The 19,228-nt window shown below is 61.6% G+C and carries 16 protein-coding genes; 13 read left to right on the forward strand and 3 right to left on the reverse strand.

Annotation, left to right across the window (positions count from 1 at the left end):
* Nucleotides 1-7 precede the first annotated feature (7 nt).
* Genes leuS through K0B96_RS10130 form a run of 8 tightly spaced genes read left to right on the forward strand, consistent with a single transcriptional unit; the run spans nucleotide 8 to nucleotide 9,996 of the window.
* The gene (gene leuS, locus K0B96_RS10095; RefSeq protein WP_220160780.1) at nucleotides 8-2,578 is read left to right on the forward strand and encodes a leucine--tRNA ligase; all 2,571 of its coding nucleotides are present in this window, start codon (nucleotides 8-10) and stop codon (nucleotides 2,576-2,578) included.
* Nucleotides 2,579-2,617: 39 nt separating this feature from the next.
* Nucleotides 2,618-3,508: a hypothetical protein gene (locus K0B96_RS10100; protein ID WP_220160781.1), complete on the forward strand. Its 891-nt coding sequence runs from the start codon at nucleotides 2,618-2,620 to the stop codon at nucleotides 3,506-3,508.
* A gap of 15 nt (nucleotides 3,509-3,523) precedes the next feature.
* On the forward strand, nucleotides 3,524-4,681 hold the full coding sequence (locus tag K0B96_RS10105; RefSeq protein WP_220160782.1) for an outer membrane beta-barrel protein: 1,158 nt from the start codon (nucleotides 3,524-3,526) through the stop codon (nucleotides 4,679-4,681).
* A 29-nt stretch (nucleotides 4,682-4,710) separates the two neighbouring features.
* The gene (locus K0B96_RS10110; protein WP_220160783.1) at nucleotides 4,711-5,328 is read left to right on the forward strand and encodes a polysaccharide biosynthesis/export family protein; all 618 of its coding nucleotides are present in this window, start codon (nucleotides 4,711-4,713) and stop codon (nucleotides 5,326-5,328) included.
* Nucleotides 5,329-5,332: 4 nt separating this feature from the next.
* Nucleotides 5,333-7,489, forward strand: coding sequence for a GumC family protein (locus K0B96_RS10115; protein WP_220160784.1), 2,157 nt, complete (start codon nucleotides 5,333-5,335; stop codon nucleotides 7,487-7,489).
* A 54-nt stretch (nucleotides 7,490-7,543) separates the two neighbouring features.
* Complete coding sequence (locus K0B96_RS10120) at nucleotides 7,544-8,386, forward strand: LpxI family protein (RefSeq protein ID WP_220160785.1); 843 nt, start codon at nucleotides 7,544-7,546, stop codon at nucleotides 8,384-8,386.
* 47 nt (nucleotides 8,387-8,433) lie between these two features.
* Entirely contained in the window at nucleotides 8,434-8,910 is a 477-nt protein-coding gene (locus K0B96_RS10125; protein ID WP_220160786.1) for a bifunctional nuclease family protein, read from the forward strand.
* A gap of 6 nt (nucleotides 8,911-8,916) precedes the next feature.
* Entirely contained in the window at nucleotides 8,917-9,996 is a 1,080-nt protein-coding gene (locus K0B96_RS10130; RefSeq protein ID WP_220160787.1) for a tRNA dihydrouridine synthase, read from the forward strand.
* 13 nt (nucleotides 9,997-10,009) lie between these two features.
* Here the strand turns inward: K0B96_RS10130 and K0B96_RS10135 are convergent, their stop codons facing one another.
* Complete coding sequence (locus tag K0B96_RS10135) at nucleotides 10,010-10,552, reverse strand: iron-sulfur cluster assembly protein (protein WP_220160788.1); 543 nt, start codon at nucleotides 10,550-10,552, stop codon at nucleotides 10,010-10,012.
* Nucleotides 10,553-10,559: 7 nt separating this feature from the next.
* Nucleotides 10,560-12,359, reverse strand: a complete 1,800-nt coding sequence (sppA, locus tag K0B96_RS10140) for a signal peptide peptidase SppA (RefSeq protein WP_220160789.1) — start codon at nucleotides 12,357-12,359, stop codon at nucleotides 10,560-10,562.
* A 107-nt stretch (nucleotides 12,360-12,466) separates the two neighbouring features.
* Between sppA and K0B96_RS10145 the strand changes: the two genes are divergently transcribed.
* Nucleotides 12,467-13,963, forward strand: a complete 1,497-nt coding sequence (locus tag K0B96_RS10145) for a TonB-dependent receptor (protein ID WP_220160790.1) — start codon at nucleotides 12,467-12,469, stop codon at nucleotides 13,961-13,963.
* Between the two features lie 51 nt (nucleotides 13,964-14,014).
* Nucleotides 14,015-14,866 (forward strand): diaminopimelate epimerase, encoded by an 852-nt coding sequence (dapF, locus tag K0B96_RS10150; RefSeq protein WP_220160791.1) that lies wholly within the window; start codon nucleotides 14,015-14,017, stop codon nucleotides 14,864-14,866.
* 73 nt (nucleotides 14,867-14,939) lie between these two features.
* On the opposite strand, the gene K0B96_RS10155 is transcribed toward dapF, so the two are convergent.
* Entirely contained in the window at nucleotides 14,940-15,563 is a 624-nt protein-coding gene (locus K0B96_RS10155) for a thioredoxin family protein (RefSeq protein ID WP_220160792.1), read from the reverse strand.
* Between the two features lie 133 nt (nucleotides 15,564-15,696).
* Here K0B96_RS10155 and K0B96_RS10160 point away from each other — a divergent pair, with 133 nt between their 5' ends.
* The 3 genes from K0B96_RS10160 (at nucleotide 15,697) to fabV (ending at nucleotide 19,219) form a co-directional block, all read left to right on the forward strand.
* Nucleotides 15,697-17,304, forward strand: coding sequence for an exosortase/archaeosortase family protein (locus tag K0B96_RS10160; protein WP_220160793.1), 1,608 nt, complete (start codon nucleotides 15,697-15,699; stop codon nucleotides 17,302-17,304).
* 93 nt (nucleotides 17,305-17,397) lie between these two features.
* Complete coding sequence (locus K0B96_RS10165) at nucleotides 17,398-17,946, forward strand: hypothetical protein (protein ID WP_220160794.1); 549 nt, start codon at nucleotides 17,398-17,400, stop codon at nucleotides 17,944-17,946.
* Nucleotides 17,947-18,034: 88 nt separating this feature from the next.
* The gene (gene fabV, locus K0B96_RS10170) at nucleotides 18,035-19,219 is read left to right on the forward strand and encodes an enoyl-ACP reductase FabV (RefSeq protein ID WP_220160795.1); all 1,185 of its coding nucleotides are present in this window, start codon (nucleotides 18,035-18,037) and stop codon (nucleotides 19,217-19,219) included.
* The last annotated feature ends 9 nt before the right edge of the window (nucleotides 19,220-19,228 follow it).

A 19,228-nucleotide genomic window follows, 5' to 3' on the forward strand; every position in this document is an offset into this window, starting at 1 on the left:
TCACACGATGGCAACCAATTGCACAGACTACGACTTTCGGCAGATCGAACCGCACTGGCAAACCTTCTGGGAGCAAAACCAGTCGTTTCGCGCGGAGAACAACTCCCCGAAGCCCAAGTATTACGTGCTGGATATGTTTCCTTACCCGTCGGGCGCAGGGCTGCACATCGGCCACCCCGAGGGCTATACGGCGACCGACATCATCGCGCGTTACAAGCGGGCCAAGGGTTTCAACGTGCTGCACCCGATCGGTTGGGATGCCTTCGGTCTGCCGGCCGAGCAACACGCAGTCAAAACCGGCACGCACCCCGCCTCCAACACGCAGAACAACATCAAGAATTTCCGCCGCCAGATCAAGGCCCTCGGCTTCAGCTACGATTGGTCGCGGGAAATCGATACGACCGATCCCAAATATTTTCGGTGGACGCAGTGGATATTCCTGCAGCTCTTCCAACGCGGTCTCGCCTACGTGGATGAACGGCCGGTCTGGTGGTGTCCCGAATTGCGCACCGTCCTGGCCAACGAAGAAGTCGTCGACGGCAAGAGTGAAGTCGGCGGCTTCCCCGTGGAGCGCCGCAACCTCCGGCAATGGGTGCTGCGTATCACCGCCTACGCTGAACGCCTCCTCGCCGATCTCAAGGACGTGGATTGGCCTGAATCCACGAAACGCATGCAGGAAGCGTGGATCGGTCGCAGCGAAGGCGCCGAGATCTTGTTCGACCTCGAGGACAAAACGCTCGGCCAGCTGAAAATCTTCACCACGCGACCCGACACGCTTTTCGGTTGCACTTACATGGTGCTCGCTCCCGAGCATCCGCTCGTCGCCGCTCTTACTGCGCCCGAGCAACGCGCCGCCGTCGACGCCTACCAAAAACGCGCTTCCGCCAAGAGCGATCTCGAGCGGACCGACCTCGCGAAGGACAAGTCAGGCGTCTTTAGCGGCAGTTACGCCATCAATCCCGTCAACGGCGCGCGCGTGCCCATCTGGATCGCCGATTACGTGCTCATGGGTTACGGCACCGGCGCCATCATGGCGGTGCCCGCGCATGACGAACGCGATTTCGAATTTGCGACGCAGTTCTCTCTTCCCGTCATCCCGGTGATCGCGAGTGCCGGCGAGGAGACGAATCTTCCCTACGTGGGAGACGGCACTCTGATCAATTCCGGCGCCTACAACGGCTTGCCTTGGTCGGAGGCGAAGCAGCGCATCACGGCCGCCCTCGCGAAGGAAGATCGCGCCGCCGCCACAGTGAACTACAAGCTCCGCGACTGGCTTTTCTCGCGGCAGCGCTACTGGGGCGAGCCCTTCCCCATCGTTTGGGTAAGCGAAGCCGATTACCACCGCGCCGCCTCCGCGCGAGCCGGTGATCTGCCGCCGACGCCCGTCACTTTCTCAAGTGAAGGCGTCACGCACTATGCGCTGCCCCTGCCTGCGACGGCCCTGCCGCTCGCGTTGCCGGAAGTGGAATCCTACCTACCGAGCGGCACCGGCGAGAGCCCCTTGGCCAACGTCACACCTTGGCTCGAGATCTGGCTGGACTACACCTCGGGCGCCGCCGTGCCGGCGTCTGAACCAAAACCGGCAGGCGCAACCTGGATCCGCGCGCGGCGCGAAACCAACACGATGCCGCAATGGGCCGGCTCGTGCTGGTATTACCTGCGTTTTCTCGACCCGGACAATGACCAGGCGCTCGCCTCGCCCGCTGCGCTGGCGTATTGGGGTGTGCCCGATCTCTACGTCGGCGGCGCTGAACACGCCGTGTTGCACCTGCTGTATGCCCGCTTCTGGCACAAGGTGTTGTTTGACCTCGGCGTGGTGCCCCAAAGCGAACCGTTTACCAAACTGTTTCACCAAGGCATCATCCTCGGCGAGGACGGCGAAAAAATGTCGAAAAGCCGCGGCAACGTGGTCAGTCCCGACACCATCATCGCCTCGCACGGGACCGACTCGCTGCGCCTCTACTTGATGTTCCTTGGTCCGCTGGAAGCGATGAAGCCGTGGAACGCGCGCGGCATCGAAGGCGTGCACCGCTTTTTGCAGAAGATCTGGCGCGAATGCATCGCCGAGAACGGCGCGTTGAACCCCAAAATCACTTCCGCCGCCGAAGAGGCGCCTGAACTGCAAAAACTATTGCACGAGACGATCAAGAAGGTCGGCGAAGACATCGAAGCCCTGCGTTTCAATACAGCCATCTCGCAATTGATGATTTTCGTGAACGCGGTGCACAAAGCTCCGCAGATTCGGCCCGAAACCATGGCCGCGTTGCTCCAACTGCTCGCTCCGCTCGCCCCTCACCTCGCCGAAGAACTCTGGGCCCGCCTCGGCCACATGGGCTCCGTCATGGCCGCCCCTTGGCCGGCTTTCGATCCCGCCAAACTGGTGACCAGCGAGGTAAAGCTTGTTTTCCAAGTGAATGGCAAATTCCGTGGAGACCAACTCGTGCCGGTGGACATTTCGGAAGCGGAGGCTCTCGCCGCCGCGCACGCTCATCCCAAAGTCGCCCCCTTTCTCACCGGCAAAACGGTGCGCCGAATCGTTTTCGTCCCTCGAAAGATTTTAAATATCGTAGTTGATTAGCCGCCCGCATTCGTTGATAGGGTATTAACCCTAACTGCAATGAATGCGCGTCCGACACATTTCCGCCTCTTTTCCGCTCTGCTCGGGGCCGTGTTTGTCCTCGCGGCTGCGCATGCGCCGACTTCCTCGTTCGCGGCTCAAAAGAAGCGGAATCCCGTCAGCAAAATTTACGTGGCTGATCAGGTGGGAGAGGCCGAAATCGACGACGGTGACAAAATTTCCGATCTAGAGGATAAGTCAGTCCACGACGCGAGTGGCGCCAAATTAAAGACGAAGGATGCTTCCAACTCCTCCATCGTCTACTCCAACGGCGCGGGTGTTTACATGGACACCGACACCAAGATGGACGTTAAGTCGTTCGTGCAAGAACCGTTTAAACCGAATCGGAGCGACTTGGAGGTGGAACCTTCGATTTCGAAAACCGAGGCCCTCATCGCGCAAGGCACAGTGGGCATCTGCACGAGCCGCCTTGTAGCGGGCAGTCGCATGGTCTATCGCACGCCCTTGGCGTCGGTGAACATTCGCGCGCGGCGCGTCGTCATTCAGTCGAACGACAAAGAAACCAAGATTTCGGTGGTCGAAGGCGACGTCACCGTCAGTGCCGGCAAGAACGACGCCGGCGGCCAGATTTTGCGGGCGGGACAGCAAGCGATCATTACTCCTGGCGACGGGCCCAATTCCTTTGTGATTCAACCGATTCCGCACGCTGAACGGACAACCGTGGAAGACAAAGTCGTGAAGGCCTGCATGGCGCGGCGCACGGTTTATTTCGAGGTGGCGAGTCGCAAAGGCAAGGATGCGCAGGCGACCTTGGGCTCGGTCTTCCAAAGCCAGACTGAGTCCAGCCCTCCGGAGATTGTGCCGGTGCCCGTCATCACGCCGCCTCCGCCGACCGAAAAGCCCATCAGCCCCGCCCGGCTGAGCAGCTAACTCGTTTCTCTTTCCGTGTCGTTTCGGCGTTCGCTTCTTTCCTTGCGACGACTCGGTCGTCCCAGCCTCGCGGCGCTGCTGGCCCTCGTCCTGTTGGCGTCGCCAGCGCACGCGCTCGTGCGTTTCAACGACGGTCGCGACCAAATATTCGTGGGGGCCAGTTACTCCTGGGCCTACGATACCAATATCTTCGCCAGTTCCGAAGGAGGCTCCACGAGTGTATCCAGCGCTAATCTGCACATTGATTACGCGCGTCGCGCCGGCATCCTCGGCTTCAATGCCAGCCTCAGCTACGACATCTCGCGGTTTGACAAATTTTCGGGGCAGAACTTCGCCAACCCATCGGTTTCCATGGAGTTGACGAAGGGCGAAGGACGCACGACCGGATCGCTCACCCTTTCCGGAGCTCGCAGCAGCCGCGCCGACCCGTCGACCAACACGCGTTTAAATACGCTCAACTATACGACCGGCCTCTTTCTAAAATATCCTGTCATCGACCGCTACTCGTTCTCCGGCAGCTTTACTTACAGCCAAGCCAAAGAGGTCGACACGCAAGGATTGGCCAATCTCAACACCTATTCTGCCGCGATCGACCTCAACTACGTTTATACGTCCGAACGCGATCTCATGGGCGGCTATCGACTGCGCGTGACCGACACCTCGTTCAACACCAAGTCCTACGACAACTCGTGGTCCGCGGGCGTCACCGGCAAACTCTTGCCCAAACTCAACGGGTCCTTCCGCGCCGGCTATCAAGTTCGCACGACCCCCGGAGTGCCTGACTCCGACACCCACGGCCTCTTCCTCACGGGTTCAAGCTCATGGAACTTCGATGCCAAGACGAGTCTCACCGGACAGGTGACAAAGGATTTTTCGACGACGGCCACCGCGGTAAACATCGACTCCTTCGTCACCTCGCTGGATCTGCAACACACCTTCAACGCCCGACTATCCGCCGGACTCAACCTCGGCTACGGCCACACCCGCTTTCTGGGATCCTTGGGCGGAGGACGGCGCGACGATTACCTCACGTGGGGCGGAAATTTAAACTACACGATGCGCGACTATCTCAAGTTTTCGGTCACCTATACGTGGTTTGAAAACTGGTCCACCTTGAGCTTTTCCGATTTTATCCGGCAATCCGTGACCTTTACCGTTAGCACCCGTTTCTGATCTCGATGCGCTTTATCTTCTCTCGCTCCTTGGTCGCATTCCTCGCCGTCTTACTCTCGAGCTTCGTGCTGCGTTCGGTCGCCACCGCCCAGCCGACCGAGACGAAGAATTACGACTACAAACTCACGCCCACCGATCGCGTTCGGATCGCGATCTTTCAGGAGGAAGATCTTTCCACCATCGCGCGCATCGATGCGAAGGGCTGTGTGAATCTACCCTTGGTCGGCGAAGTCCGTCTCGCCGGCATGACCCGCACCGACGCGCAGCTCGCGATCGAGAAAGCATATCACGACGGGCGTTTTTTGCGCACCCCGCAGGTGACGATCACGGTCGAGGATTACGCCCCTCGTGAGGTCTCCATTTCCGGCGCGGTGAACTCCCCCGGTCGTTATCCGCTCCCGATCGAATCATCGATGAGTGTATTGGAACTCATCACCCGAGCTGGCGGATTCCGCGACACGGCCAAAGGCACGGCGGTCCGGGTCACACGTATCTCTCCTGGCGATAATAACACCGACCAGAAATCCCAAACCTTCATCATCGACGTCGAAAGCCTCATCAAAGGCAAAGACCGTTCCAAACTGAAGGAAAACGCCCTCATGCTCGAGGCGGGCGACGTTGTCTACGTTCCTGAACGCATCATTTAATTCGATGTCCGAGTCCCCCGTCAAACCACCGTCAGGCGTGCAACACGCTGCCGAAGAGGAAGCGATCGAGCGCCGCACGCTGCGTGATTACATCATCACGCTCCGCGAACGTTTGTGGATCGCCCTCCCCCTCGCGCTGATCGTTTCGCTCACGATGGCGTATCAACAAATGAAGCAGACGCCGATGTATTCCAGCTCGGCGACGCTGCAATTCGAACGCCCGGAAAAAGTCGTGCTCAATGAGCAGGTGGTCGACGAATCCGTGCGCAGCGACGTCGATCTTAATACCAATATTCAGGTCCTCAACAGCGGCCAGTTGCGGTCCCGCGTCATCGAGTCAATCACCCCCGAGGAAGCGAAGGTCCTGCAAGCACCTTATCTGGCGTCCCTCAAACCTGGCGAATCGCCTCCCTCTGTCGGCGCGGCGCTCGGCTCGATCAGCGTCGAGCCCCTGCGCAACAGTCTCCTGCTGCGAATCAGCGTCAGCCACCGCAGCCCCACGGCCGCCGCGTTGATTGCCAACCGCTATGTCGACGAATTCATGCAGTATCTCGTGGATTCGAAAGGCGGCAAAAACGACTTTGCCGTCAGCTACCTGCGCACGCGCGCCGAGCAGCTGCGGCACGAGTCCGAAACCGCTGAACAGCGGCTGCAGCAATACATGCAGCAGCAGAATCTCGTCTCGCTCGACAACAGTATCAACATCGTCACCGACCGCCTCAAAAGCGTGAACGGCGCCCTGACCTCTGCGCGCCTCGAGCGTCTGCAACTCGAAACGCTCTACAACCAGATCACCAGCTTCCAAAAGGACGGCAAGAACCTCCTCGATATCACTTATATCGCCACGCATGGCCCCATCCCGAGTCTCAAGGGACAACTGACCGATTTGCAGCGCTCTCAGTCGGTCCTCGCCGATCGTTATCTTGAGCGGCATCCGAAAATGATCGAATTGGCGAACGCGATCAGCGTCGCCCAAAATCAGCTGTCCGCCGCCGTCAACGATGCCATCGCCGACCTCTCCGCCAGCCTCTCCAAGGCGCGCACGACCGAGGCGAACATGCAAAAGGAATACGCGGCGCACGAACAAGAAGCCTTTCGCCTCCGTGAACTCTCGGTGGACTTCAAGAGCCTCGAAAACCAGGCCAACGTCGCGAAAAACAACTACGTCGAAATTCTGAATCGGCTCAACCAAGCCACCACCAGCAAGAATCTCGACAATATCCCCGTGCGCCCGCTGGACCGCGCGGTGCCGGCCGGCGCTCCCTTCTCGCCGAACATCCAGCGCATCCTCAAGTCCTGCATCGGCACGGGCATCATTGTATTTCTCGCGGTCGCGATCGGCATCAGCTTCATCGACGATCGCATCAAGAGCGCTTGGGACGTCGAGTCCTTCATCGGCGCCAACCTTCTGGGCATCATTCCTGATCTCAGTTCGGTCAAGGACGATGAAAAATATCGCCTCGTCCTCAACAGCAACGCCCACGGCGCGGAGGCGTTTCTCGGCATCTACAGCGCCGCTAAAATTTATTCCAAACTCGATTTCCCGAAATCGATTCTGGTGACCAGCACGATTCCCGGCGAAGGCAAAACCCTCGTCTCCTGCAATCTCGCCGGCTGCTTCGCCCGCCATGGCAAAAAGACGCTGCTGATCGATTGCGATCTCCGTCGCCCAATGCTCCACCGGCATTTCAACCAGCAGAACGACGCCGGTCTCATGCTCTGGTATGAAAACGGCGCCAAACTCGACGGCGATCTCATGACGGATGCCCACCTCGGGCTCACTCAGGTCGGCGACAATCTTTGGCTCCTTTGCTCCGGCGGCCGCTCGAAGACGCCCACCGAACTCCTCGAAAACGCCGCTTTCGGCCAGCTCCTCGAACGCTTCAAACGCCTCTTTGATGTGGTGCTCGTGGATTCGCCGCCGCTCGGCGCCGTCACCGACAGTCTGCTGATCGCTGAACGCACCGACGAGGTCATCTACGTCTGCCGCTTCAATCGCGCCTACCGAAAACACATCCGCCTTTACATGCGCGCGCTGCGCGGCGGCAAAAACGAAGTGCTCGGGGTCGTCCTCAACGGTCTCTCGCCCCGGCGCATCGAATATTATTCCAACTACCGGTATTACCGGAGCTACAAGAAATATTACGGCTCGCAGACCTAGTCGTCGCCCGCAATTCCGGGTCGACGCCCCGCCCCTCTTCGCCAGCTTGGCCCTGTGCTCTCCGCGTTTCTTCCCGCTGATTTCGACGCCCGGCGCCCTCTTGCGCTGATTGCGGGTCAAGGCGTCTATCCTCAGCTCGTGGCCGCCGCCGCGCGCGAAGCAGGTGTGCCGGTGCGGTTGATCGCCTTCGAAGAAGAAACCCGCACGGAGTTGGTGGACGCGTTTCCCGAGAGCGAGCGCGCCCTGCTGCGCGTCGGGCAACTCGGCCGCATGCTCAAGGCGCTGGAGCGATTCGGTGTCGGTTCCGCCCTGATGGCCGGCCAAATTACGCCGCGCCGGCTTTTTCGCGGACTTCATCCTGATCTTAAAGCAACCCGCATCCTCCTCTCGCTGAAGCGCCGTAATGCCGAGACGATCTTCGGCGCCATCGCCGCGGAGATGGAGCAGATCGGCGTGCAACTGCTCGACGCCCGCTCCTTTCTCGACGCCCATCTGGCCTCGCCCGGGTGCATGACCGGACGCACCTTCCCCGTGTCTGCTGACTACGTCGAGCATGGCATTCACATTGCTCGCGAATGTGCACGCCTCGATATCGGCCAGGGCTGCGTCGTGCGCAAAGGCACCGTGCTTGCCGTCGAGGCGTTTGAGGGCACCGATGACATGCTGCGCCGCGCCGGCACTTTCAAAACCGATGGCTCCTTGTTCGTGAAGACCGTGAAAAGCCACCAGGATTATCGCTTCGACGTTCCGTGCTTCGGGCTGCGCACGCTTGAGGTCATGCGCGAAGCCGGTCTCGCCGCGGCCGCGCTGGAGTCCGGCCGCGTCCTCGTGCTCGAGAAACCCGCCGTGCTGACGCAAGCCAAGGCGTGGGGCATCAGCCTGCTCGGCTTCGAGTGAGTCGCCCCCACTTGCGCTTTCCCACCGGGACGCGCAAATTCTTCCCCATGCCAAATCAAGCCGTCGTTGTCACAGTGAAGGGAGTCATGCCCACCGCCAACGGCTGCGCGGTCTTTCTGGGTAATGAGGATAAAACCTTTGTCATTTACGTCGACCAGTCGGTCGGCAACGCGATTCAAATGACGCTCAACGGCGTTAAAAAGGAGCGTCCGCTGACACACGATCTGATCAGCCACATCCTCACCGGTCTCAATGCGCGCATCGATCATGTCGTCGTCAACGATGCCCAGGAGGGCACGTTTTTCGCCCGCATCCTGTTGCGCATGGAAAACGAACTTGGCCTGAAAATCGTGGAAATCGACGCCCGACCAAGCGACTCCATCGTGCTCGCGCTGCAACAGAAGCGTCCCATCCTCGTCGCCCCGGCGGTTTTCTCGGCCGTTGAAGACATGACCGAAATCCTCGAGCGCGTGCTCCAGCAACAGTCAGAGCAGGACGACGAGCCTGACGAAGAATCGCTCTAGGCCGGCATGACCGCTCTCGCTCCTCTCCCGGCCCCCCTCGTCGCCGGTGCGCCGCTGACGGCGCTCGCGCCGATGCAGGATGTGACTGACCTCGCCTTCATGCGGGTCATCGCGCACTACGGCGCACCCGATTATTTCTTCACCGAGTTTTTCCGCGTCCATGCGCAATCCCGTCCGGAAAAACACATTCTTCGCTCGATCGACGAAAACACGACCGGACGTCCCGTCTTCGCCCAACTGATTGGCGAAAACATCACCGATCTCCAGCGCACGGCGGAGGAACTGTTAACGCACCGCGTCGCTGGCATCGATCTCAACCTCGGTTGTCCCGCCCCCAAGGTTTACAAAAAGAACGTCGGCGGCGGCCTGCTGCGCGAACCCGATAAGATCGCTGAAATTTTCGGAGCGCTCCGCGCCTGCGTGCCGGGACTTTTTACCGTCAAGATGCGCCTCGGCTTCGATGACATGTCGCCCTTCGAACGCATTCTCGACCTGGTCAACGAACATCGTGTCGACCTTCTGAGCGTGCATGGTCGCACCGTGAAGGAAATGTATCGCGGCGAAGTGCATTACGACTTCATCGCTCGCGCCGTCAGTCGGGTCGCATGCCCCGTTCTCGCCAACGGCAACATCACCTCCGCCGCCCGCGCCGCTGCCGTCCTTGCGCACACCAAGGCAGCCGGCGTCATGCTCGGCCGCCACGCCATCCGTAATCCCTGGCTCTTCCGCCAGTGCCGCGAGCTTTTCGCCGGGCAACCGGTCACGCGGGTTTCACTCGGCGACGTGCGCGATTACATCGAACGACTTTACCGCGCGACGCAGGCGCCCGGCATTCCAGAGCGCGCCCACGTGAATCGCATGAAAAAATACCTGAACTTCGTCGGGCAAAGCGTGGACGCCGGCGGCGCGTTTCTGCACGACATGCGGCGGGCCGAAAGCGAAGCGGAACTTTTTCACGTTTGCGACCGGCACCTCCTCGCTGATCCTTCGCGTCTCTTTGCCGATGAACCTTACCCCGGCGTGATTGCGCGTCCGAATTGCGAGACCGCACTGACCCCGTGTTCGCTCGACAGCGTCAGCGCCTAGGCCGCGCCGGGCGTCATTGCGGCGGCAGTCCGAGCTTTTCGCGTCCGGCGGCAGAGATCATGTGCGGCGTCCAAATCGGATCCCACACGATATGCACCTTGGCCGTGACCACCGTCGGCAAGGCCGCGATTTTTTGTCGCGCATCCTCCGCGATGACCGGCCCCATGCCGCAACCCGGTGCCGTCAAGGTCATCTTCACATCGACGTGTCGTCCTCCTGCCACCGGTTCGATCGCTAAATCGTAAACCAAGCCGAGATCGACGATGTTGACCGGAATCTCCGGGTCGAAGCAGGTCTTCAACGCCTCCCACACCGCCGTCTCGCTGAACTCGCCGCTTCCCTCCACCGGTGTCTCGGAAGGCAGCTCGAAGCCCTCAATTGCACTCACGTCTTCCCGGGCGATGCGCGCCAGTCCGGCATCAATGCGCACCGTGATGTTGCCGCCCAGCGTCTGCATTACGCTCACCTCGCTCCCGGCGGCCAAGGTAATGGCGTCACCCGCGGGAATTCGCGTCGCGCTGCAGTCGCGGTTCAATCGATACGTTGTGGAATCCATGAATCGTTCATTTGACACTCAACTCCAACGGCAGGCGCGCATAAAGCCCCGCCGGATCGTTGAAACTATGGAGCGTCTTGATCTGCGTTTTGACGCGCGTGGTGATCTCACGCAGCACGCCTTCCCCGGTGTCCATTCCCGGCCGGTCATGTCCCAGCCAGTCGCTAATGGCTTCGCCCAAATCCTTTTTCCGGGGAAACTCTTCCACCCGATAGTCGCGCCCCAAATGCCCTTCCTTCGCCGCGTATTGCAGCGCGATTTCGAGGCCGCCGATCTCATCAACCAACCCGAGCTTCTTGGCTTCGCTGCCTGACCACACGCGGCCTTGCGCGATTTCCTCCACGGCGGCCGGATCGAGGTGACGCGACTCGGCCACTTTCCGGACAAACTCGCCATAAATCCAGTCCACCATCCGTTGGAAGATTGCCAATTCCTCCGGCGTCTTGGGCCGCGAAATTGTGATCGCATCGGCGAATTTTCCCGTCTTCACGCTGTCAAACGTGATGCCAAAATCGTTCGCGAGCCGCTTCACATCAAACTGGATCCCGAACACGCCGATCGATCCCGTGATCGTCGTCGGCTCCGCGAAAATCCTGTTGCCGTAGGTGGAAATCCAATAGCCGCCCGACGCCGCGTAACTGCCCATCGAAATCACCACCGGCTTTTTTTCGCGCGCCAGCCGCACTTCGCGTTGAATCGCTTCCGACGCCGAGACCGAGCCGCCGGGACTGTTGACGCGGATCACGATCGCCTTGATCGCGTCATCCTCTCGGAAATCGCGTAAGGCGCGGGCGAACTTCGTCCCGCCGACTTCGCCGCGATCCCCTTCGCCATCGACGATGGACCCCTCCGCGTAAACGAGGCCGATCTTCCCGCGATTTTGGGCGAGGTTGGGCCGCGCATCGAGTCCGACCGCTTTGATGTATTCATCCAACGCGATCTGTTTGAACGACTGTTTGGAGCCGCGCCGCCCGGTCTGCGTCTTCAATTCGTCGATCAATTCGTCGCGATAGACCACGCGATCAACGAGCTTGGCGTCGCGCGCCGCTTCCGGGCGGATCAGCCCTTCGGCATCGACCACGCGCTGCACCTCGCCTGCGCTGATCCCGCGGCTGCGGCCGACCTCGGCGCGCAATTGTCCCCAGATGTCGCTGAGCAGCCGCTGCGTCTCCTCGCGGTTTTCCGGGCTCATTTCCTTGCGCGTGAATGGCTCCACGTAGCTCTTGTATTTGCCCACGCGAGTGACCTGCACGCCAATGCCGTATTTCTCAAATGCGCCCGCAAAAAACACCGGCTCCGAGGCCAGACCAGGCATCACGATCATGCCGTAGGGATCGAGCGCGATATCGGAAGCGACCGAGGCGAGGTAGTAGTCCCGCGTGGTCGCATAAGTCAGATACGCGTGCACGGGCTTTCCCGCCTTGCGCACCGCCATCAGCGCTCCGCGCACTTCCCGCAACGCCGCATAACCCGAGCCGAGTTCCGCTGGCGAAATTGAGCCGATCAGCACCACACCCTTGATCCTGTCATCGTGGGCCGCGCGCTGCAGCGCCCGCGTCACATTTCGCACTTGCAACGTTTTCCGCCGCCCGCCCGTGATCTCGCTCAGGTCGAATTCCGGCGGGCCATCCACGATGTTCGTCGAAAGGTTAAAGACCAGAAAAGATCCGTTTTCCACCGGCGCCACGTGCTTTTGGCCCAGCGCGGCCAGCGCCCCGATCAGCAACACCATCACCACCACGGCGCCACCGGCAAAAATCACGAGCGCCACCAGCGAGCCGAGCATCGACGTGATGAAGTTTCTCATGGCCGCACAGGCTAGAAGGTTTCCCCGCGTCAGCCAGTCGAAAGCACATCGCCGGTTTCGCGGGATGCTTTCCAAGCCACACGATTCCTGCTTGCGTCCCGGTTCCGATGTCTGCCCACCACGAACTGCTCACCACGAATCGGAAGGCGCTCACGATCAATCTCGATGACGCGAAATACGGCACCTTCGCCGAGATCGGTGCCGGCCAGGAAGTGGCCCGCGTCTTCTTCCAAGCCGGCGGCGCGTCCGGCACCATCGCCAAGACCATTTCGGCCTACGACATGGTCTTCAGCGACTCCATCTACGGCAAGGCTGCGCGCTACGTTTCCCGCGAGCGACTCAGCCTCATGCTCGATCATGAATTCGATTTGCTGCGCGAACGCCTGGCGCAACATCGGGGCGATCGCACCACGTTCTTTGTTTTCGCCGACACCGTCGCCACCACCAGTTTCCGTGGTAACAACGAAGCTCACGGCTGGCTCGGCGTGCGGTTCCAAACCGAGCCGCTCGGTCCGGCCAGCGAAATCGTCGTGCACGTTCACATGTGGGACAAGGAGAGCGTGCTGCAGCAGCAGGCGCTCGGTATCATCGGCGTCAATCTGATCTACGCGGCGTTCTACCACCGCGCCGCGCCGCTCGCGTTCATCGAATCCCTCGTCGACCACCTCGGCGCCGAACGCATCGAAATCGACATGCTGCGCTTCTCGGGCCCGGCATTTCCGCAAGTTGATCACCGGCTCATGGCGCTGCACCTGGTGCAAACCGGGCTGACCAACGCCGTCATGTTCGGTCCCCACGGCGATGTCTTGCAACCCTCCGAAGTGCTTCATCGCAAACCCGTCCTCGTCGAACGCGGTGGGTTTCATCCCGTCACTCACGCGCAAATCGACCTGCTCCGCTGCGCCACCGCTCAATTTGTCGCGGACCCGCTCGTGGCGGGTAAAGACGTGGTCGTGCTCGCGGAACTGACCTTGAGCACCCTCGCCGCGCGCGGCGCGCTCGATTCGGCGGATTGCCTCGCGCGGGTCGATCTCCTCGCAGCACTCGGCTACACGGTTTTGATTTCCAACTACGCCGAATTCTTCCGGCTCACTTCCTACTTCCGCCGCTACACCAAGGAAATGATCGGCGTCGCCCTCGGCATCCGCAGCCTGCTCGAGGTGTTCAACGAAGAACGCTATGAGCCTCTCGAGGGCGGTTTGCTGGAATCCTTTGGCCGCATGTTTCGCCATGCCGTGAAACTTTACGTGTATCCGATGCTGCCCACCGCCTACGCGGCGTATTTGGCCAGCGACCGCGCGAGCGCCGCCGCGACTCGCCTTCCCCCGCCCCTCCCCGACGGTGCGCTCGTCACCGCCGAAAATCTCCCCATCACTCCGCATCTGCGCCACCTCTACGCCCACTTGCTGCAAAACGGCTATCTCACCTGCATCAACGGTTTTTCGCCCGACGCTCTCCCTATCTTCCCGTCCGATGTTCGCCGGCAAATCGTCGCGGGCGATGCGGCATGGGAGCGCGCGGTGCCAGCGGTGACCGCCGACGCGATCAAGCGCCGGCAACTCTTTGGTTACACCCCCACGGCCGGCGCCTCGCCGGCGACGTGATCGCGCCGAATCGACCTCCCTCGCTCCGCCCTCTCCCCCACCTTGCTCGCCATGCGCTTTTTTAAATATCACGCCTTGGGTAACGACTATCTCGTGCTCGATCCTCGCGATTTTCCCACGTGGCGGGAGCCCTCTGTCGCGCAGATTCGCGTCATCTGCCACCGCAACTTTGGCGTCGGTTCCGACGGCATTCTCTGGGGCCCTCTGCCCTCGCGAGACAGCGAATTCGGCCTGCGTATTTTTAATCCCGACGGCTCCGAAGCCGAGAAGTCGGGCAACGGCCTGCGCATCTTTTCCCGGTTCCTCTGGGATCAACGCCTGGTTTTAACGCCTTCGTTTAGTATCGAAACCCCCGGCGGCCCGGTCAGGTCCGTGATCAAAGAAAACGGCCACCTCATCACTGTGGCCATGGGCCGCGTGAGTTTTGCCAGCGACAAAATCCCTGTCGCCGGACCGCCGCGCGAGGTGCTGAACGAGCGCCTCATGATTCTCGATCGCGAATTCACCTTCTGCGCCGCGACGATCGGCAATCCACACTGCGTGATTCCCTTGAGCGAGATTTCGCCGGAGCTCGCGCACCGCTACGGTCCCCACTTCGAGACGCATCCGAATTTTCCGCGCAAGACCAACGTGCAGTTCCTGCAGGTGATCGATCGCGCCAACATTCGCATCGAGATCTGGGAACGCGGCGCCGGCTACACGCTTGCGTCCGGCAGCAGTTCCAGCGCCGCCGCTGCCGTTGCCCATCGCCTCGGCCTTGTCGATCGCGCCCTCACCGTGCACATGCCCGGCGGCGAGATCGGCATCGAGATCGGCGACGACTTTTCGATCATGATGACCGGCACCGTCAACAAAGTCGCCGAGGGCGAGATGCACCCGGACTTGTTTGCCGTGAACGTCTGAGGCCGTCGTCTCCCGCCCAAAAAATCGGCCCTCTTCGCTGCGCGGTGCTTCCGCCGCCGCGCGCGTTACGCTCTTAGTATTTCACCGCGCAGCCGTAGGGCTGTGTGTTCGCCTTCGCGATCGGCTCGCCCGCCTTCAACTCCCGCAGCGCCGACGTAACGTAGTTTTCCGCCTTTGGAATATCGGCCTTGCTGGCTGAACGAATGCTGTCGATCGCCCCTTGGTAAACGAGCTCCCCTTGGGGCGTGATGATGAACATGTGCGGCGTGGTCTTCGCTCCATACAGGCGCCCAACGCTCCCGTCTTCGTCGCGCATATACGCCGTCGGCGTGGCGTCGTGCGTCTTGAGCCAATCTCGCACCTCCTGCGCATTGTAGCTGCCCTGAGCGCCCGGATGGCCGGAGTTGATCGTCAACCAAACGACGCCGTCGGCCATCGCCCCCTTCTGCGTGCGCGGGAGGTTGCCGCTCTCATAATGCTTCTTCACGAATGGACACTCCGGGTTGAACCATTCCAGCACCACGGTTTTGCCGCGATAATCGGAAAGCCGGTGTGACTGACCATTGATGTCCGCCAACGTGAAGTCAGGTGCCGCCTCGCCCACCTTTGCCGACGCCGCCTTCACTCCTGACGCGCCACCCGCGATCAATGCGACCAACGCCGTCAAAACAACCAGCCGGGAAATCATGTTTTTCATAAAAAAGAAGATCCGGCAGCGTGTCCGGCCTTTCAGATTTGGCCAGCCGCGTTTGCGCATTCCGGGCGCCCCCGCCGTCCGTTAACGCTGTTGCGCGCGCCCACCAAGCCGCCACACTGAGCGCCCGCCGTTCATGTCTCACACGATTTCCACCAGCGCTCTCCCGCCCGCGCCACGCGTCGGGGTGCTGGTGTGGGCCAACAGTATCGTGCTCGCCGTGCTGACGGTCGCATTTTGCGTCTACGTTTTTCCCCAATGGTGGAATAATCCCGACCTCTCCCACGGTCTCGCCATGCCCGTGGTGGTCGTCCTGCTGGGAGCCGATGTCATTGGACGCCGCCCCGGCTGGCATCCCCGCGTGAACGGTTTGCTTTGGCTCGCCTGCGGCGCCCTCGCGCTGCTCGGCTTCGCTGCGCTCGGCGTCGCCGGAATTTACGCCGCCTCCATGGAGTGGACGCATCCGTTTGTGTATTTCACACTCGCGATCGCGTTGGTATCGTTGTCCGCGGCAGTCGCGCTGGTGCTGGCCAGCCGCCCCATCGGCGCAGTCACTTTTAACTGGGCCGCGGTGACGATTCTCGCGCTCTGGTTGCTCAGCGTGCCGCTGCCCCCAGGCTCGCTCGCGCGCCTCACCATCAACCTTCAGCTCTGGATCACCGACCACGTGCTGGGCGCGCTGCATCTTCTCGGCATCCCCGCGAACCAGCATGGCAACGTCATCGTGTTGGCCCAGGCCACTGTCGGCGTGGAAGAAGCCTGTAGCGGCGTCCGCAGCCTCGTATCCTGTGTGTTCGCCGGGCTCTTTTTTTCGGCGACACTCGTCCGCCGCCCATGGCCGCGCGTTCTGCTGATCGCCCTCGCCGCGCCGCTCGCGTTGACGATGAACTTTCTGCGCTCGTTAACGCTGACCCTGCTCGCCAACGCCGGAGTCGATATTTCCGGTTTCTGGCACGATGCCACCGGGTATTCCGTGCTCGGTATCACGGCACTGATCCTCGGCGGTTTGGCCCTCCTCCTCGGTCGCGTCTCCGCTCCTCCCACGACGCCAACGCCGCCTCCCGCCGTCCCGCGCTCCCGGCCGCGCGGGTTGCTCTGGTCGCTTCTCGGTGTGCAATGCGCCGTCGTCGCTCTAATCCTCTTTTTCCTCTCCGGCGCGCGCCCCCCCGATCACAACAATTTACCCCGGCCGGATCTCGCCGCACTCCTTCCCGCCACTCCTCGCGGCTGGCTGGTCAAAACGGAAACGGATCTCCAACGCTACAGTCCTATCCTGCGCACCGATGCCATGGAGCAACGCACCTACGTCCGGCCCGACGGCGACAAGACCATCCAGCTCACCGTTTACCTCGCTTATTGGGCGCCCGGCCAAGTGCCCGTCAGTCTCGTCGCCTCGCATACGCCCGACCTCTGCTGGCCAGGCGCCGGCTGGGAGGCCCTCGATCGCGCCCGCGTGACGCTTCACCTCCGCGATCAACCGCTCCCTCCCGCCGAATTCCGTCGCTTTCGCAACGGCGACTTCCCGCAAAACGTCTGGTTCTGGCATCTCTACGATGGCCAACCGATCAACTACGACCCGCCGACCGACCCCCAGTCGCTGCTTAAACTCGCGTTGCACTACCGCTTTCGGCACGGCGGTAGTCAGTTTTTCGTGCGCTTCTCCAGTAATCAACCGTGGGCGGTTCTCGCGCGCGAACCCCTCGTGCAGGAAATCATCCACGGCCTTCAACCCCTCGGCCTATAAACTCATGCCACTTCGCGTCACCCGCAGCGAACGGATCGCGCTCACCCTCCTCGCTTTTCTGATCGTCCTCGGGCTCTTCGGATTCTGGGTGCTATGAACGTCCGCCGCATCCCGCGCGTGCTCGCGCTCCTCCTCCTCGCCCTCGCCGCCCTGATCGCCGCCGTTGGGTGGGTCCAGCGTGATTTGGACGCGCGGCGCCGCGCCCTCAGCCTCACCGCCGAACGCGATCTCGCCCGCCTCGAACTCCGCAGCCTGCACAACGAACTCGCCGCGGAACACCTCCTGGCCGAACACGCGCGCAACTCCGACACTCCGTTCCACCGTCTTGTTTTCCTGCGGTCCGCCGACGCCGCCGCCCCATGCGCCATCGTCGCGTGGAATGCGGCCGGCAGGTCGGCATTTTTCGCCGCGGACTTTCTCGGTCCTCTGCCCGACGGAGAAAGCTACGTGCTACTCGCCCGCTTCGGCACCTCGACTCGCGTCTGCTTGGCGATCTCGTCGGCCAAGCTCTCGCCTCACCTTCGCACGGCGTTTCCGTGGCCGGTCGACGCGCCGGATGCGACACCTGTTTTCAGTCTCGTCCGACGCTCGGACGCGGGCACCGACACCGATCGTGCCTTTCTTGTGGAAACCCAGCCGTGAGGGTCGCCGTCCGCGCTTCGCCCCAACCCGCGCTCCTCCAAACTTGAATCTTGTCACCGCCGCACTGCGTTCGGAGTCTCGCTCGCTTATGATCATCAAGCCCAAGGTCCGCGGTTTCGTTTGCGTCACCGCCCATCCCACCGGTTGCGCCGCGCACGTGCAGGAATGGATCGATTACGTGAAGCGGAAGGGCCCCATCGCGAACGGACCGAAGAAGGTCTTGGTCATCGGCTCGTCCACCGGCTACGGCCTCGCCTCGCGCATCACCGCGGCTTTCGGCAGCGGCGCCGCGACCCTCGGCATATTTTTTGAGCGCCCCTCTGAAGAAGGCCGCACCGCCACGCCCGGTTGGTATAACACCATCGCGTTTACCAAAGCCGCCCACGCCGCCGGCCTCTACGCCAAGAACATCAATGGCGACGCGTTTTCCACCGACATCAAACGCCAGGCTCTCGACCTCATTCGCGCCGACCTCGGCCAGATCGATCTCGTTGTCTACTCCCTCGCCTCTCCGCGGCGCACGCATCCCGCCACCGGCGTCGTCCATAAATCCGTTCTGAAACCGGTCGGCGCGTCCTACACCAACAAAACCGTCGATACCGACAAAGGCATCGTCAGCTCCGTCACGATCGAACCCGCCAACGAAGCCGAGATCGCCGACACCACCGCCGTCATGGGCGGCGAAGACTGGGAGCTCTGGCTCGGCGCCTTGCGCGATGCCAACCTCCTCGCCCCCGGCGCGCAAACGGTCGCCTACTCCTACATCGGCCCCGAAGTCACCTGGCCGATCTACAAAAACGGCACCATTGGCCTCGCCAAAAACGATCTCGAACGCGCCGCCCGCGCCATCGACGCCCAACTCAAAACCACCGGCGGCCGCGCCTTCATCTCCGTCAACAAAGCCCTCGTCACGCAGGCCAGCTCCGCGATCCCGGTCGTGCCGCTCTATATTTCCATCCTCTACAAAGTCATGAAGGCGGCGGGCACCCACGAAGGCTGCATCGAGCAAATGCAACGCCTCTTCGCCACGCAGATGTATAACGGCCACTCGCCCTCCTTCGACGACGCCGGCCGCGCCCGCGTCGACGACTGGGAAATGCGCCCCGAAATCCAATCCGCCGTCGCCCGCATCTGGCCCGACGTCACCACGGAAAATCTCGCCGACCTCACCGACATCGCCGGCTATCGCAGCGAGTTCCTCAAGCTTTTCGGCTTCGGCCTGCCCAACGTGAATTACGAGGCGGACGTCGAGCCGCACGTGCCGATGGTCTGACGGCTCTGC

This window comes from Horticoccus luteus (genome assembly GCF_019464535.1).
GTDB lineage: Bacteria > Verrucomicrobiota > Verrucomicrobiia > Opitutales > Opitutaceae > Horticoccus > Horticoccus luteus.

Bases quoted from the DNA above. Each gene is read 5' to 3' on its own strand.
- leuS (WP_220160780.1), top strand. From the start codon at position 8: ATGGCAACCAATTGCACAGACTACGACTTTCGGCAGATCGAACCGCAC.
- K0B96_RS10100 (WP_220160781.1), top strand. From the start codon at position 2,618: ATGAATGCGCGTCCGACACATTTCCGCCTCTTTTCCGCTCTGCTCGGG.
- K0B96_RS10115 (WP_220160784.1), top strand. From the start codon at position 5,333: ATGTCCGAGTCCCCCGTCAAACCACCGTCAGGCGTGCAACACGCTGCC.
- K0B96_RS10125 (WP_220160786.1), top strand. From the start codon at position 8,434: ATGCCAAATCAAGCCGTCGTTGTCACAGTGAAGGGAGTCATGCCCACC.
- K0B96_RS10130 (WP_220160787.1), top strand. From the start codon at position 8,917: ATGACCGCTCTCGCTCCTCTCCCGGCCCCCCTCGTCGCCGGTGCGCCG.
- K0B96_RS10135 (WP_220160788.1), bottom strand. From the start codon at position 10,552: ATGGATTCCACAACGTATCGATTGAACCGCGACTGCAGCGCGACGCGA.
- sppA (WP_220160789.1), bottom strand. From the start codon at position 12,359: ATGAGAAACTTCATCACGTCGATGCTCGGCTCGCTGGTGGCGCTCGTG.
- K0B96_RS10145 (WP_220160790.1), top strand. From the start codon at position 12,467: ATGTCTGCCCACCACGAACTGCTCACCACGAATCGGAAGGCGCTCACG.
- dapF (WP_220160791.1), top strand. From the start codon at position 14,015: ATGCGCTTTTTTAAATATCACGCCTTGGGTAACGACTATCTCGTGCTC.
- K0B96_RS10155 (WP_220160792.1), bottom strand. From the start codon at position 15,563: ATGAAAAACATGATTTCCCGGCTGGTTGTTTTGACGGCGTTGGTCGCA.
- K0B96_RS10160 (WP_220160793.1), top strand. From the start codon at position 15,697: ATGTCTCACACGATTTCCACCAGCGCTCTCCCGCCCGCGCCACGCGTC.
- K0B96_RS10165 (WP_220160794.1), top strand. From the start codon at position 17,398: ATGAACGTCCGCCGCATCCCGCGCGTGCTCGCGCTCCTCCTCCTCGCC.
- fabV (WP_220160795.1), top strand. From the start codon at position 18,035: ATGATCATCAAGCCCAAGGTCCGCGGTTTCGTTTGCGTCACCGCCCAT.